This is a genomic window from Elusimicrobiota bacterium (assembly GCA_026388075.1).
Taxonomy (GTDB): Bacteria; Elusimicrobiota; Endomicrobiia; order Endomicrobiales; family JAPLKN01; genus JAPLKN01.
In genome coordinates, this window is sequence record JAPLKN010000051.1 from 1 (window position 1) to 14073 (window position 14073).

Annotated in this window: 15 protein-coding genes and 1 tRNA gene; all 16 read right to left on the reverse strand. The window is 36.8% G+C overall.

Annotated elements, in window-relative coordinates; all coding sequences use genetic code 11:
- Nucleotides 1–227, reverse strand: a 227-nt coding sequence (locus NT145_02435) for a diguanylate cyclase (protein MCX5781552.1), incomplete at its 3' end; no start/stop codon positions are given.
- Between the two features lie 74 nt (nt 228–301).
- On the reverse strand, nt 302–1927 hold the full coding sequence (locus NT145_02440; protein MCX5781553.1) for a peptide-binding protein: 1626 nt from the start codon (nt 1925–1927) through the stop codon (nt 302–304).
- Nucleotides 1928–1969: 42 nt separating this feature from the next.
- A complete protein-coding gene (locus tag NT145_02445) occupies nt 1970–3256 on the reverse strand; it encodes a pitrilysin family protein (GenBank protein MCX5781554.1) in 1287 nt (428 codons plus the stop codon).
- Nucleotides 3253–4569, reverse strand: a complete 1317-nt coding sequence (locus NT145_02450) for a pitrilysin family protein (protein ID MCX5781555.1) — start codon at nt 4567–4569, stop codon at nt 3253–3255. The genes NT145_02445 and NT145_02450 overlap by 4 nt, the downstream gene beginning before the upstream one ends.
- Nucleotide 4570: 1 nt before the next feature.
- Nucleotides 4571–5227: an NAD(P)H-hydrate epimerase gene (locus NT145_02455; protein MCX5781556.1), complete on the reverse strand. Its 657-nt coding sequence runs from the start codon at nt 5225–5227 to the stop codon at nt 4571–4573.
- Entirely contained in the window at nt 5208–5561 is a 354-nt protein-coding gene (locus NT145_02460; protein ID MCX5781557.1) for a hypothetical protein, read from the reverse strand. The genes NT145_02455 and NT145_02460 overlap by 20 nt, the downstream gene beginning before the upstream one ends.
- A 122-nt stretch (nt 5562–5683) precedes the next feature.
- Entirely contained in the window at nt 5684–6562 is an 879-nt protein-coding gene (locus tag NT145_02465; protein MCX5781558.1) for a radical SAM protein, read from the reverse strand.
- Between the two features lie 28 nt (nt 6563–6590).
- Nucleotides 6591–7034 (reverse strand): D-aminoacyl-tRNA deacylase, encoded by a 444-nt coding sequence (gene dtd / locus NT145_02470; GenBank protein ID MCX5781559.1) that lies wholly within the window; start codon nt 7032–7034, stop codon nt 6591–6593.
- A gap of 22 nt (nt 7035–7056) precedes the next feature.
- Nucleotides 7057–7512: a TIGR00725 family protein gene (locus NT145_02475; protein MCX5781560.1), complete on the reverse strand. Its 456-nt coding sequence runs from the start codon at nt 7510–7512 to the stop codon at nt 7057–7059.
- A 2-nt stretch (nt 7513–7514) separates the two neighbouring features.
- Complete coding sequence (locus tag NT145_02480) at nt 7515–8702, reverse strand: cyclopropane-fatty-acyl-phospholipid synthase (GenBank protein ID MCX5781561.1); 1188 nt, start codon at nt 8700–8702, stop codon at nt 7515–7517.
- Nucleotides 8703–8801: 99 nt separating this feature from the next.
- Nucleotides 8802–8873 (reverse strand): hypothetical protein, encoded by a 72-nt coding sequence (locus tag NT145_02485; protein MCX5781562.1) that lies wholly within the window; start codon nt 8871–8873, stop codon nt 8802–8804.
- Nucleotides 8874–8995: 122 nt separating this feature from the next.
- Nucleotides 8996–10192 (reverse strand): cyclopropane-fatty-acyl-phospholipid synthase, encoded by a 1197-nt coding sequence (locus tag NT145_02490; GenBank protein MCX5781563.1) that lies wholly within the window; start codon nt 10190–10192, stop codon nt 8996–8998.
- Between the two features lie 69 nt (nt 10193–10261).
- Nucleotides 10262–10333, reverse strand: a tRNA-Arg gene (locus tag NT145_02495).
- 102 nt (nt 10334–10435) lie between these two features.
- Nucleotides 10436–10936 carry a peptide deformylase gene (gene def, locus NT145_02500; GenBank protein MCX5781564.1) on the reverse strand — a complete coding sequence of 167 codons (501 nt, stop codon included), beginning with the start codon at nt 10934–10936 and terminating at the stop codon, nt 10436–10438.
- Nucleotides 10937–10951: 15 nt separating this feature from the next.
- On the reverse strand, nt 10952–11380 hold the full coding sequence (locus tag NT145_02505; GenBank protein MCX5781565.1) for an amino acid-binding protein: 429 nt from the start codon (nt 11378–11380) through the stop codon (nt 10952–10954).
- Nucleotides 11381–11549: 169 nt separating this feature from the next.
- Nucleotides 11550–14073 (reverse strand): alanine--tRNA ligase (gene alaS, locus NT145_02510; protein ID MCX5781566.1); only part of this gene is annotated, 2524 nt, incomplete at its 5' end.

The following is a 14073-nucleotide window of genomic DNA, read 5'->3' on the forward strand; positions in this document are numbered from 1 at the left end:
CGGGCAAACCTTTTAAGCCAGTTCCAATACTGAATATGAAAAGGTTTGTTAAGTCCGTAGAGTTCCATCAGACGGGCGCGCGAATCCGCAGTAACTTTGATATTCATATCGGTCAGCATATCCGAAGGCTTTCCCGGCGCCAAGTGCATTACCCCAAATGTTATCAGCGTTATACCGATAAGTATTGGAATTAAGTAAAGTAAACGTTTTAAAATATAAGAAATCATTTTTTAATTAATAGATTCCCGATAGAAACATTCGGTAATAACAAGACTTTTATAGATTTTCAACTTTATAACTTTTAACTATCTTGTTTGTAACGCTGTTGAGACTTAGGCACCCACCATTTAATAAAATTCCAGCCGATTCCAAGAGGAGCAACTTCCACCCCTTTAAACCGCTTGTGAATTACAGGTAAAGCTTCCGGATAATAAAGAAATATTACAGGCAAATCTTTTGCCATAACTGAATGAAGCTTATTATAAATTTCTGTCCGCTTTTTCCTATCAAGAGTTCTTCTGCCCTGCAAAAGCAGCCGGTCTACCTCAGGATTGGAATAAGAAATAAAATTATATTGCCCTTCTTTAATCTGGCTTGAATGCCATAACGGGAATTCATCGGGATCGCGTGAAAGAGACCATCCCATAATAAGTGCTTCAAATTTCTTTTTATCTATGAACTGATGGACAAGAGCGCTCCATTCAATAATCCTTACATTTACTTTAATGCCAATCTTTTTCAGTTGTGATTGTATTATTTCAGCAGTAAGGCTCCTCATTTTATTTCCCTGGTTTGTAATTATGGTAAATCCGAGAGTTTCCCCATTCTTTTCAAGGTAGCCGTCGCCGTTTGAATCTCTCCAGCCAAGTTTATTTAATATTTTCAAAGCCTTTTTAGGGTTATATTCGTAATCCTTTACATTTGAATTATAAGCCCAGGATTGAGGTGGAAACGGCCCTGTAGCAGATTTACCCATACTTAGAAGCACGCCATTTATAATTTCGTTTTTATCTATCCCGTAAGCAATTGCCTCCCTGAATAATTTATCCTTAAATAACGGCAGACGCAAATTTAATCCCAGATAAACAAAAGAAAAAGAAGGATAACGGAATTTGTTATAGTGTTTAAAAAATTCAGGATACGCTTTCCATTGGTCGGGCGTTAAACCCATTTCATCAATGCTTTGATTTCTGAGTTCTAAAAACTGGACAGATTGATCCGGGACAATTCTATAGATATATCGGCTTATATAAGGCCTGCCTTCAAAATAGTTAGGATTTGCTTCAAGCACAATTTTTTCGTCTGTTATCCATTCTTTGAATATATACGGGCCCGTGCCAACAGGTTTTCTATTCGAAAGATTAGAATTAAAATCTCCATTTTCAAAAATATGTTTCGGAATTATTCCCATTGCCCAGGATTCAAGCGAAGTTGCAAGCGGTTCTTTATAAGTTATTCGGATTGTGTAGGGATTCAGGATTTCAAATTTTTTTACAAGAAGATAATCTGCCGCATAAGGAGTTTTCACCCTTGGATCAATCAGTTTTCCATATGTAAATTTAACGTCTTCAGCGCTAAAAGGTTTTCCGTCATGCCATTTAATATTTTTCCGCAGATAAAAAGTTAATTTAAGCCCGTCTTTAGATATAGTCCATTTTTCAGCTAAATCGCCTATAAGCTTTATGTTTTTATCGTATTTAACAAGTCCATTATAAACAAGGCCGTTAATTTCGCCTGAAGCGCTGTCTGAAGCAAGAATAGGATTAAGATAAGTTGCATCTCCGATAGACGCTGCAACATATATGTCTCCTGAAACCGGAATGTTTGCTGATACTTCATTTATTTGTTGTGGTTGGTTTTTGTGGCAGGCAGAAACGATAAGAAAATAACTCAAAGAAAGCAAGGGGACAAAATATTTTCGATGCATTTCCCTAATCCCTACCTACTGACTACTTTCTACCGTATTTAATTATTCAGGCACAACCTCAACTGTTACGGATTGACCAGTAAAATATTTTTTAGCTGCTTTTTGAATTTGTTCCGGGGTAACTGCCATAAGATCCTCAATATATTTCTGATCATAATCATAACCTTTTCCCAGCATTTCCCACCAGCCGATATACCAGGCTTTCCTGCTTATTGTCTGGTGATCAAGCAGATATGCGCCCCGAATATAATTTTTGGCCTCATTGAGTTCTTTATCATTAACAGGATTGTTTTCAAGATCCTGAAGTATTTCAAATATTCTTTTTTCAGCAAGTTCAATATTTTTCTTTTCAAGGCCGATATAAATAATAAACCGGCTGAGTTCTTTGCGGGTTGGAAAAGCCGAATTAACTTCATAAGCAAGGCTGAGTTTTTCCCTCAATTCCGTAAATAACCTCGCGGTCATTCGCGATCCAAGGATTGTATTAATCATTTTCAACTCAATGTAGCCGTTTTCATTAAATGACGGGGCAGGAAAACCAACTATAAGATAAGCCTGCTTAAATTTTTTGTTTTCTGAAACTACTTTTTGGGCTTTTGGCACTTCGGGTTTACGTATTTCTTTAATTGCCGTGCCCTTATTTATTTTTGAAAAATATTTTTCAGCAGTTTTTTTTGCAGTATCCAAAGAAAGATTTCCCACAATAACTAAAACCATATTTTCCGAAAAGTAATTAAGTTTATGCCAATTAACTAAATCCTCTCTTTTAAATTTGGAAACGCTGTCTTCTTTGCCTATATCAGGCCATGAATAGGGATGATTCCCGTAAAAAGTTTTAGCAAAAATATCTTCCGCAGTAGAAGAAATGTTGTCTTTGCGTGACTGGATCGCTGCAAGGACATTAATTCGCTCTTTCTCAATTTCACCTTGAGGAAACACCGGTTCTGTAACAATATTTGATAAGATTTTTGATGCTTTTTCAAATTTAGAATCCATTACTGAAATTCCTATACTCGCATAATCTTCAGCGACATCTGACGAGATACTTCCGCCGATATCTTCTATTTCTGACGCTAATTGTTCCGAATTAAGGTCTTTTGTGCCCTGCATCATAAGCATCTGTGTGAAATTAAGGATTCCGGCTTGGTTTTCTTTTTCTAAAATTGAACCATTTTTTAAGAAAAGCTGGATTGTAGCCAGGGGGTTTTCGGCAATCTCTTTATGAATTGCTTTCAGCCCATTAGATAAAGTAAAAATATTCACGTTTCCTCCTGAAAATATCGGTGTTGTCAACAATAATAGAATTAAAGCAAAAAATATTTTTTTCATTTCTTTTCCGGAATTATCAAAGCATAAGATAATTGCTGGGACCTGAAATAATTTTTAAGAAAAACCTGGACATCTTTTTTTGTTATTTTTTCAATGTTTCTTATATATTTATCCGGCATTTGGGGAAGGCCCTGCATGTTCCAGTATCCTACCGTTGCAGCTTGGTCATGAAAGCTTTCCTGGTCAAAATACCAGTCCGCTTTTATCATTTCTTTTGCGCGGTTAAGTTCTTCATCTGAGGGACCATTTTTCTCAAGTTCCTGAATTTCTCTGTTTAATTCCGAAAGTACAATATTTTCATTTTTCGGATCAAATACCGACTGAAATACTATTGCTCCGCTTCCTCTTTGCGAATAAAAGGACGAGGAAATTGCATATACAAGTTTTTTCTTCTCGCGAAGTTTTCTGTACAGTCTTGACGATCTTCCTCCTCCCAATATTATTGATGTTATATCAGCTGAAAACTGTTCGCTGGATTTCAGGTCCGGGCCGATGAACCCGGCAAGAAGATACCCGTGTTCAACATCTCGTTTAGTAATAATATCGTTAGGGCCATGTTTTTCTTCAGCCAAATCCGGAAAATTCGGAATTTTTGAACTTTTTTGACGGCCGAATGTTTCCATTATTGTCAAAAGAATGCTTTTGGAATCAATATCTCCTGCAATAGTTAAAAACATATTCTCAGGGATATACCAAGAACGGTAATAATTTTCAATTTCTTCTCTTGTGGCATTTTTTATTACAGTTGATGAACCCAAAACATTGTAATTGTAAGGTGTTTTTAAAAATAAAACTTGAGAAAAATTGTCATATAAAACAGCACCGGGATTGTCGTTATGACGCACAATTTCTTCAATTACCACCGGTCTTTCTTTTTCTATCTCTTTTTCAGGTAAAACAGCATTAGCCATAGCATCCGCAAGGATTTTCACCGCTTCTTCAGCGGCATCACTTTGTATATCAATATGATAATGAGTAAATTCCTTGGATGTGCCGGCATTTATTATACCGCCCTGAGCTTCAACTTTTCTGGATATTTCATCGCCGGGATAATTCTTTGTTCCCTTAAACAAAAGATGTTCCAGAAAATGCGTTAATCCTTTCTGATTTTCTTTTTCACATACAGAACCGACTTTAATCCATACTTGAACTGAAACCAGAGGCTGCGAATGGTTTTCCTTCAATAATACGGTTAATCCATTATTTAATTTCACCTTGCTAACTCCTTTTAAAGAAGAAATGTTATTTTTTCCCGCAAATGAGTTCATTGCTAAAAACATTAAAACAATAATAAAAATAATTTTGAATTTCATTTTATTGATATTGATTTACAAGTATCTTGGGAATACCGATATCTGCCACAATAAGTTTTCCGACATATTCCGAAGCATTCGGCTCAACTAACCCCTTTTTAGCTATAGCCATTGTAATAGTTACGTCAGCTTTAACTGCCGTACCTAGTATTTCTCCTTTATCGGCATCTATGCCGGATGGAACATCTATTGAATAAACTTTTTTTTGCGAATTATTTATCTCGTCAATTGCTTCACGATAAATACCCGTTACTTCCCCCTTGGTCCCGGTACCAAGCAGAGCATCAATTATCAGTTCAAAATCTTTTAATGATGATTTTGTGGCAAATGAAGATACCGGAATTTTTAGACTTTTAATGATTTTAAAATTCGTTAAGGTGTCGCCACTAAAATAATCAGGAGATTTAATTAATATAATTTCAACTTGAAAATCCCAATGATCAAGATACCTGGCTGCTACAAGCCCGTCTCCCCCGTTATTTCCTGAACCGCATAATACTGCTATTTTTTTCGGATTACTCTTTCTTACGATCTCTGCAACTGATCTGCCGGCGTTTTCCATCAAAATTATCGACGGAATCCCAAATTCCTCTGATGTTCTTATGTCAATTTCCTGCATTTGAGAAACACTGACAGTTTTAACTATTTTCGTTTTCATCTTCTGGATTTTTTTGGGAAGACGGAAGGCTTTTTTTGGCAATATTAAATGCGTCAATAATTGCATATGCCCAGACTGCGGCAAAGATTATGTCGTAATAAAGAATTACTTTTGAATTATTCCTGGTGAACTCCTGAAAAAGAAACAGAACTTTCTCTTTGGTGATATCGGGAGTAATCGCAATAGATTTGCCTGCTTTCCAGGCAAGATGCATGGCTGTTATAAGCACCACCCCAATAAAAATTATGCCTTTTTTGAATTTTTTAAGGTACAAATGACCCACTCCGGGGCCCAGAAAGATCGTTAATCCAAGTGATATTAAAATTTTTTTCATAATGAATAATATTTTAGCATATTTTTTACAAAAATTCCTTCTAAAATCATAATTTGAAACAATTAAAATTTATAATTTTAAATCTTTTCTTTTACTGGTCGCTGGTTCCTGGTATCTGGTTTTTACAGTTCCTGTATCCAGCCGTTATCAAGGCCTAATTTGTGTGCATATTCTACGATTGGCTTGTATTCTTCTTTGCTGACACTGCGATTTAGCTCGGGGAATTTTATTGCGTTATGCGCAGGATGATATTGAGACATAAGACTAAGATAGGTTTTTGGAGAAATATTCTTTGAAATAAAATTCAAAACTTTTTTGCTTCCCGTAATATCATTTGGCAAAACCAAATGTCTAATAAGCAGTCCTTTTTTGGCTATGCCAAGTTTATCTATAACCAGATTTCCTACCTGCCTGAACATTTCTTCAATCGCAATTTTATTGATTCCCCAATAATTTTTTGCATTTGAGTATTTAAAAGCTTTTTCGTCAATTGAATATTTAGCATCCGGCATATAGATATCAATAACTCCATCTAATAATTTTAAGGTTTCAATGCTTTCATAGCCACCGCAGTTATATACAACGGGTATTTTCAACCCTTTTGACTTTGCCTCAAGCAAGGCTTCGCATATCCAAGGCACAACATGAGTAGGCGTAACAAAATTAATATTGTGCACTCCTTGATTCTGCAATTCCAGCATAATTTTCACAAGTTCTGGAATATTTGATTTCTTGCCGTGCCCGAATTGGCTAATAGGATAGTTTTGGCAAAAAACGCAAGACAGATTGCAGTTAGCAAAAAATATCGTACCAGATCCGCTATAGCCTGAAATTGGAGGTTCTTCACCATGGTGAACATTAAAGCTAGAGATATAGAACTCATTGCCAGTCCTGCATTTTCCCTTTTCGCCTTTAAGCCGGTTAACACCGCAGTTTTGCGGGCATAATCGGCACGGATTCAGTAGATCATAAAGTGCTTTAACTATTTTATTATTTTCCATGATTATTAGATGAGTTTATAAGGCTGGATTATTGTTTGCTGTCAATAGTTATGGTTACCGGTCCATCGTTATTTATTTCCACTAGCATATGGGCTCCGAATTCCCCCGTTTCAACTTTCAGGCCTGACTTTTTTAGGATTTGAACAAACTTTTCATAAAGAGGAATGGCTTTTTCACTTTTTGCAGCTTCAGTAAAATCCGGCCTTCTCCCTTTTCTGCAATCCCCATAAAGCGTGAACTGTGAAATAACAAGAATATCCCCTTTTATGTCCGTGATTGACTTATCAAATTTGCCGTCCTCATTAGAAAATATCCGCAAATTCTGTATCTTTTCTGCTATCCATTCAATATCTTTCAAATCATCCGCATTTCCTATACCCAAAAGCACGACCAGCCCTTCTTTTATTTCTTTCTTGGGCCCGCCATTTACTGAAACTGAAGCGCTTTTGACTCTTTGTATAACTGATTTCATTTTATTATGATTAAATTCCTTTTTACTTTGGAAGCGGAATTTCCGAAAACTTATTTATTTTTATTACTCCGTCTATTTCCCAAGTTTTTAGACCATAAACCGGTTTATCTATCGCTTTTGCCAGGGCAATTTCCGAAAGAGTTCCGTATTTTCCGCCGATAGCAACTAAAATATCCGCAGTCCTAACAATTATTGCGTTTCTTGCATGAGACATCGCCGTTACAATCGGTATATCAATATAATCGTTTGCCTCAAATTTTTCTTTGCCCGGTAAAATGCCGATAGTTAAGCCCCCGGCTTCTTTTGCTCCTTTACAGGCATGCTCCATCACACCGCCAAGACCTCCGCAAATAAGTATATGACCAGCTTTGGCAATCTCTTGCCCTATTTGGTAGGCAATTTTGCCTATCTCGCCCGAACATTCATTTCCACCCAGTACCCCGATTATTAAATTCTTTTTATTTTGAACCATTTTCATTGTTAACAATAAAGATGCTCTCTTGTCAGTGGTATAGAATTATTGGATCCTTTTGTAAAGGTCATTTGATATAGCTGATAATTGCCATACCTGAGACTGCCTGAGGTACCTTTCAGATATAAATACCACATTCGAATAAATCTTTCGTCAAACATATTTTTTATTTTTTCAATATTTTGTTCAAATCGCCTGCTCCATTCATCGAGAGTTATAGGATAATGAAAGCGCAGATTTTCAACATCAGTAATCACTAAACCTTCTTTACCCATCAAATACGCGACTTCATTAAGTGCGGGGATGTAAACTCCCGGAAAAATATATTTTACTAGCCAGGGGTCAGGAGGTTTGGCAACAATATTTCCTATTGTATGTAGCAATCCAAAACCCTCTGGCTTTAGCAAGGATTTTATTTTTTTAATGAATAAAGGCAAGTAATTCTTACCAATGTGTTCTGTCATCCCAATAGTGGACACTTTATCATACTGTCCTGTAACATTTCTATAATCTTCTAAAACAAAATGTGCCTTATCTTCAACACCCTCCTGCCTTGATCGGCCACGGGCATATTCTGCTTGTTGCTCGTTTATACTTATCCCCATACCATTTATCCCGAACTCTCTTGCCGCATAGATTAAAAACTCCCCCCACCCGCATCCAAGATCAATTAAAGTATCTCCTTTTTTAAGCTGGAGTTTTCTACAAATATGTTCGTATTTTTGAAGTTGAGCCTGTTCTAAAGTATCACTATCTTTCTTGTAATACGCACACGTATAGGCCATGGTTTTATCAAGCCAAAGTTTAAAAAAATCGTTGCCAAGGTCATAATGATGAGATATATTTTTTTTAGAATTATCCAATGTATTTAATGTTTTAAGATAGTAAAAAAAAATCAAAAGTTTTGTTCTAAGAGAAAGCTTAAGATGAGGATCGTTACATAACCTTATGAGCAGTGTAATATCCCCTTCAACCAAAATATTCCCGTTCACGTATTCTTCAGCGAATCCTAAAGATCCGGAACGAAGGATTCTTGCTGCGGCATTTTCAGTTTTTAAATGAAGGGTAAATTGTGGACTCATTGATCCATAATTGTCCGTAGTTCCGTCCCAAAATATTACTTTGAAAGATATATCAGGAGTATTAATATTTAAATCTTTAAAAAGAGTGCTTAAAGTTTCTTTCAGTTTCGACATATTTATTTGATTCCCTTTTTAAAAAAAGTTTTAGATAATATAAATTATAGATGTAATCATTGCCATCAAATCTATCTTTCCCGGGCAAGATACCGATAGTTACCGACCTGCCTTTTTTGCTCCTCTACAGGCATGCTCCACCACCCCGCCAAGCCCGCCGCAAATAAGCATATGGCCGGCTTTGGCAATCTCTTGCCCTATTTTGGTAGGCAATTTTGCCTATCTCGCCCGAACATTCACTACCGCCTACCACTGCAATTAGTAAATTCTTCTTCTTTTCGATATCTTTCATCTTAAGTATAAAGGTATTCCCTTGTAAGAGGCAGAGAATTATTCAGCCCATTTGTAAAAGTAATTTGATATAAACGGGAAGTTCCATATCTAAAGTTGACTGAGGCAGCCTTAAAGCCAAGATACCACAACCGCAGAAGTCTTTCACCAATTATGGTTTTGATTTTTTCCGAATGTTCTTTTATTTGATTTGTCCATTCATCAAGGGTCTTTGCATAATGAAGTCTAAGGTTCTCGACATCTGTAATTGTAAGTCCGTTTTTTCCCAACAGATTAACAATTTCAGCAAGAGACGGAACATAGTATCCGGGAAAAAGATATTTGCTTGTAAAAACTTCTTCGGGCATATCAAACTCATGTCCCATCGTATGAAGTAATCCTATCCCTTCAAGTCTTGTTAAGGATTTTATTGTTTTAATGAACATTGGAAAGTATTTTTTTCCCACATGTTCAGCCATGCCTATGGAAACCAATTTGGAGAAATTACCTTTCATGTTGCGATAATCCTCAAAAAGAAATGTAACCCGGTTTTCAAGTCCCTCTTTTTTAGTCAGTTCTTTGGAGTATTCGTATTGCTCTTTTGAAATTGTACAGCCAACACCTTTAATGCCATAATTCTTCGCTGCATAGACCAGCATTCCTCCCCATCCTGATCCGATATCGATGAGAGTATCCTCCTTTTTCAGGAGAAGTTTTCGGCAGATATGCTCATATTTTTGAAGTTGTGCCTGTTCGAGAGTGTCGTTCTCTTTCCTAAAATACGCGCAAGAATATGTCATACTCTTATCAAGAAAAAGCTTGAAATAATCATTCCCTAAATCATAACTATGGGATATATTTTTCTTTGAATTTATCAAGGTGTTCAAAGTTTTAAAGTGATGGAAAAGAATGTTGATTTTTGTTCCTAAAGATAACTTGAGGTTTTGAAGGCTAGGGTCACTCCCTAATTGAAGAAGTTTATCGATATCCCCTTCAACCAAAATGTTCCCATCTATGTATTCTTCCCCAAATCCTAATGAACCTGAACTAATCATCCTTTTCGCAGCATTCTCTGTCTTAAAGTTAAGGATAAATTGAGGAGTACCTGCTCCATAATTTTCTTTTGTCCCATCCCAAAATATTACACTGAAAGATGCTTGCGGTACATTGTTACTCAATTTCCTTAAAATGTCTTGTGTAATTTTCTTAAATTGTGACATACTTTTTTACCTCCGTTTGTCAAATTGTTTTAAAATTATTCTTAAGCTCAGAAAATATCTTGAAGAATCCGCGCCCGTCGGGACTTGAACCCGAACGGCTGGCTTCGGAGGCCAGTACTCTATCCATTGAGCTACGGGCGCAGTGCAGTAAAACGGCGCTCTCATGTTCTTTTGTTCTATAGTTATTTTGTTAAAAATATCTGAGAGCTAAAGAGCCATAGAGCAAAAGAACTAAAGAACGTTTTAATATTGTTTTCTTCTAAAAACGTCAGTTTTTAGTGATGCTACTCTATCCAGAAACAATATGCCGTCTAAATGGTCAGCTTCGTGCTGTATTACAACCGCTTCAAATCCTTCCGTTTCAAATTTTATAAAATTTCCATCTAAATTTAAAGCTTCAATCTCTACTCTGATAGAGCGCAAAACGTTCGCAGTCAAATCAGGAACGCTTAAACATCCCTCTCTGCCGATTTTTTTTTGTTCTGAAACTTTTAGCAACGGATTTATCAATACAAGTTCACCGTGATTAGGATGAGGTTTCGGATAAAGAGCCAAATTTATTACAACCATCCGTAAATTCTGCCCGATTTGCGGCGCGGCAAGACCGATGCAATTTTTATGAAAATGCATTGTTTGAAGCATGTCTGACGCGATTTTTCTAACAACTTCATCAATATTTTCTATTTTTTTAGATTTTTTGTTAAGGATTGGATCAGGAATAGTAAGTACCTTAATGACAGACATTTGGTTGCCAATGATTTAAAGCTTAGCGATTTCAACAGGTTTTACAACTATCTTAACATCCAAAGACTCTGCGATATCTTGAAGCATAGAATTTATTTCGCCTGCCTTTTTATTTGATGGGAAAACGGTTTTATCTGATCCGTAAACAGAAATAATATGCATGTTTTTTGATTGTTTTTCCTTTAAAGCTTCTTTTGATGAAAGTTCTCTGACTGAAACTGTTAAAGACATTGACTTACATACCGAAAAAAGTTTGTTCTTTAATTCCGCTAAAGAAGTTCTTTTTCCGAGAGCAATGACAAGAATCATCGCAAACTCGCTTTCAATTATTGTCATTGAAGAATCTTCAATATTACAGCCGGTTTCAAATAAAACCTTTGAAATTGCCGAAACGATTCCCGGCCTATCTTTGCCTAAAACTGAAATTGCGATGTGTTTATTCATTTTTTTCCTCGTGATACCCGAAGTTTATTCAAGGTATTTGTTGTCATCCCGAACTTGTTTCGGGATCTTATGCTTTACTGATTATTAGATTCTGAAACAAGTTCAGAATGACATTTTTATTAATTTTAAATGAATCTTTTAAGAAAATAGCCACTTTCAGTCAAAAATATTATAATAAGTGTTCAGAAATCTTATTAAATGCTGAATCAATTTTGGAAATATCCTTGCCCCCTCCCTGAGCAAAATCATTTTTTCCGCCGCCTGATCCTCCAACTAAACTTGCAAGATTCTTAGCAATTTTTCCGGCACTATATTTCTGTTCAACCAAGTCTTTCGTAACGCTTACCACGAATGAAAGTTTTTCTTTCTCAATATTTGCAAGTATAATTATCCCCGAACCCATTTTAATCCGTAAATTGTCGCTTAAATCTCTTAAAGAATTTATGTCGGTATCAGCAAGTTTTGCCGTAAGAAGTTTCACGCCCTTAACATCTTTAACGCTTTTTAGCAAATCCTGCGTTCCCCCGGATGCCAGCTGCGATTTAAGTTTTGAAATCTCTTTTTCAAATTCTTTCTCCCGGCTCATCAGCTTATCTAATTTTGCAGAAATTTCAGTTTTGGTAGCTTTGAGTTTTGAGGATATATCATCAAGCAAATTGTCAATATGCCTAAAATATTTTTCTGCTGCCTCGCCTGCAACAGCTTCAATTCTCCTAGTTCCGGCAGCGATAGACGTTTCGGATATTAACTTAAACATTCCTATATCGCCGGTTCGCCGAACGTGAGTTCCGCCACAAAGTTCTAGTGAGTAATGATTATCTTTTTCATCGTTGATAGCCACCGCTCTGACTGTTTCAGTATATTTTTCGCCAAACAGCGCCATAGCCCCGACTTTTCGCGCATCTCCGAGGCTCATTTGAGAAACACAAACCGGCATGTTGTCCCGTATAGCATTATTTACTATTTCTTCAACAGCGGTTATTTCTTCAGATTTTAACGCAGCAAGATGAGTAAAGTCAAACCGCAAAAAATCCTGAGCAACTAAAGATCCCGCCTGCGTTACATGTTTTCCAAGCACTTCGCGCAAAGCTTTATGAAGAAGATGGGTTGCGGTATGATGCCTCATTATATTTTCCCGTCGCTTAATGTCAACTGTTCCCGTAACCTCTTCGTCTTCAGCAATTGTGCCCTTTTTGACTTCTACTTTATGGATTACGAAATTGTTTACCGGTTTTATGGCATTCTTGACTTCTAAAACAGCTCCTTTTTGGGACTTGATTTCCCCTGTGTCCCCTTCCTGTCCGCCGGATTCCGCATAAAACGGAGTTTCAGAAAGGATTATTTCCCCTTCTTCACCTTCATTTAAAGCATTAACTTTTTTATGATTTTTAGTCAAAGCCAAAACTTTTGAAACTGCGTTTGTTTTATCATATCCGACAAAAACAGTGTTGCCCAAATCCTTATGCAGTTCGGAATAAAAAGATAAATCTTTTTCTCCTGAACCGCTCCAAGCGGCGCGGGACCTTTTTTGGGCATCCCTTTGGGCAGATTTAAAACCTTCTTCATCTATATCCAGGCCGTTTTCTTTGGCAATTTCTTTCGTCAGATCCAGAGGAAATCCGTATGTGTCATATAATTTGAATACTTCATCGCCGGGGATTACAAATTTTGATTTTAGATTTCCTTTGTTCTTAACAACATCACTGCTTTTATATTTAGCCATTATTTCTTCCAATATTTTTGTGCCTGATTCCAATGTTTCAAGGAATTTTTCTTCTTCCATTTTCGTAATTGAAGCAATATTTTCCCGCCTTTGGGACAATTCGGGATAAGCAGACTTCATTATCTCGGCAACTTCAGCAGATAATCTGTATAAGAAAGGTTTCTCTGCGCCAAACATTTTCCCCTGTCTTAACGCACGTCTTAAAATTCTTCGCAGAACATAGCCCCTTCCCTCATTTGAAGGAAGTATTCCGTCAGCAATTAAAAAGCATACCGAACGCACATGGTCAGCCATCATTCTCAACTGAAATGGATTTTCAGATATTTTTACTTCAAGTATATCGGATAGTTCTTCAATTATCGGCGCAAAAAGGTCGGTTTCAAAAACATTTGTTTTGCCATTGGCTACGGCCGCTAAACGTTCAAGCCCCATTCCGGTATCAATATTTTTTCTTGGAAGATTTTTCAAGGATCCGTCTTCCTGCCTGTCAAACTGAGTAAAAACAAGGTTCCACACTTCCAAATAGCGATCGCAATCGCAGTGAGGCCCGCAATCAGGCTTTTTACAGGAATATTCCGGCCCCAAATCGTATAATATTTCAGAACACGGCCCGCAAGGGCCCGTCGGCCCCATATTCCAGAAATTTGTTTCCTCTCCCATTCTGATTATCTTTGATTCCGGAACTATTTTCTTCCATAAGTCATACGCCTCGCTGTCATCCTTGAAAATTGTTGCGTAGAGTTTTTCTTTCGGTAAAGACATTTCCTTAGTCAAAAATTCCCAGCCCCAGGCAATAGCATCAGTTTTAAAATAGTCTCCGAATGAAAAATTGCCAAGCATTTCAAAAAAAGTCAGGTGACGGTTTGTATGTCCGACTTTATCTATGTCTGAAGTTCTGAAACATTTCTGGCTGGAAGCTGCGCGTGTAAATTTGTCCGCGCTTTGACCAAGAAAATTTTTCTTGAACTGC

Bases quoted from the DNA above. Each gene is read 5' to 3' on its own strand.
- NT145_02440 (MCX5781553.1), bottom strand. From the start codon at position 1,927: ATGCATCGAAAATATTTTGTCCCCTTGCTTTCTTTGAGTTATTTTCTT.
- NT145_02445 (MCX5781554.1), bottom strand. From the start codon at position 3,256: ATGAAAAAAATATTTTTTGCTTTAATTCTATTATTGTTGACAACACCG.
- NT145_02450 (MCX5781555.1), bottom strand. From the start codon at position 4,569: ATGAAATTCAAAATTATTTTTATTATTGTTTTAATGTTTTTAGCAATG.
- NT145_02455 (MCX5781556.1), bottom strand. From the start codon at position 5,227: ATGAAAACGAAAATAGTTAAAACTGTCAGTGTTTCTCAAATGCAGGAA.
- NT145_02460 (MCX5781557.1), bottom strand. From the start codon at position 5,561: ATGAAAAAAATTTTAATATCACTTGGATTAACGATCTTTCTGGGCCCC.
- NT145_02465 (MCX5781558.1), bottom strand. From the start codon at position 6,562: ATGGAAAATAATAAAATAGTTAAAGCACTTTATGATCTACTGAATCCG.
- dtd (MCX5781559.1), bottom strand. From the start codon at position 7,034: ATGAAATCAGTTATACAAAGAGTCAAAAGCGCTTCAGTTTCAGTAAAT.
- NT145_02475 (MCX5781560.1), bottom strand. From the start codon at position 7,512: ATGAAAATGGTTCAAAATAAAAAGAATTTAATAATCGGGGTACTGGGT.
- NT145_02480 (MCX5781561.1), bottom strand. From the start codon at position 8,702: ATGTCGAAACTGAAAGAAACTTTAAGCACTCTTTTTAAAGATTTAAAT.
- NT145_02490 (MCX5781563.1), bottom strand. From the start codon at position 10,192: ATGTCACAATTTAAGAAAATTACACAAGACATTTTAAGGAAATTGAGT.
- def (MCX5781564.1), bottom strand. From the start codon at position 10,936: ATGTCTGTCATTAAGGTACTTACTATTCCTGATCCAATCCTTAACAAA.
- NT145_02505 (MCX5781565.1), bottom strand. From the start codon at position 11,380: ATGAATAAACACATCGCAATTTCAGTTTTAGGCAAAGATAGGCCGGGA.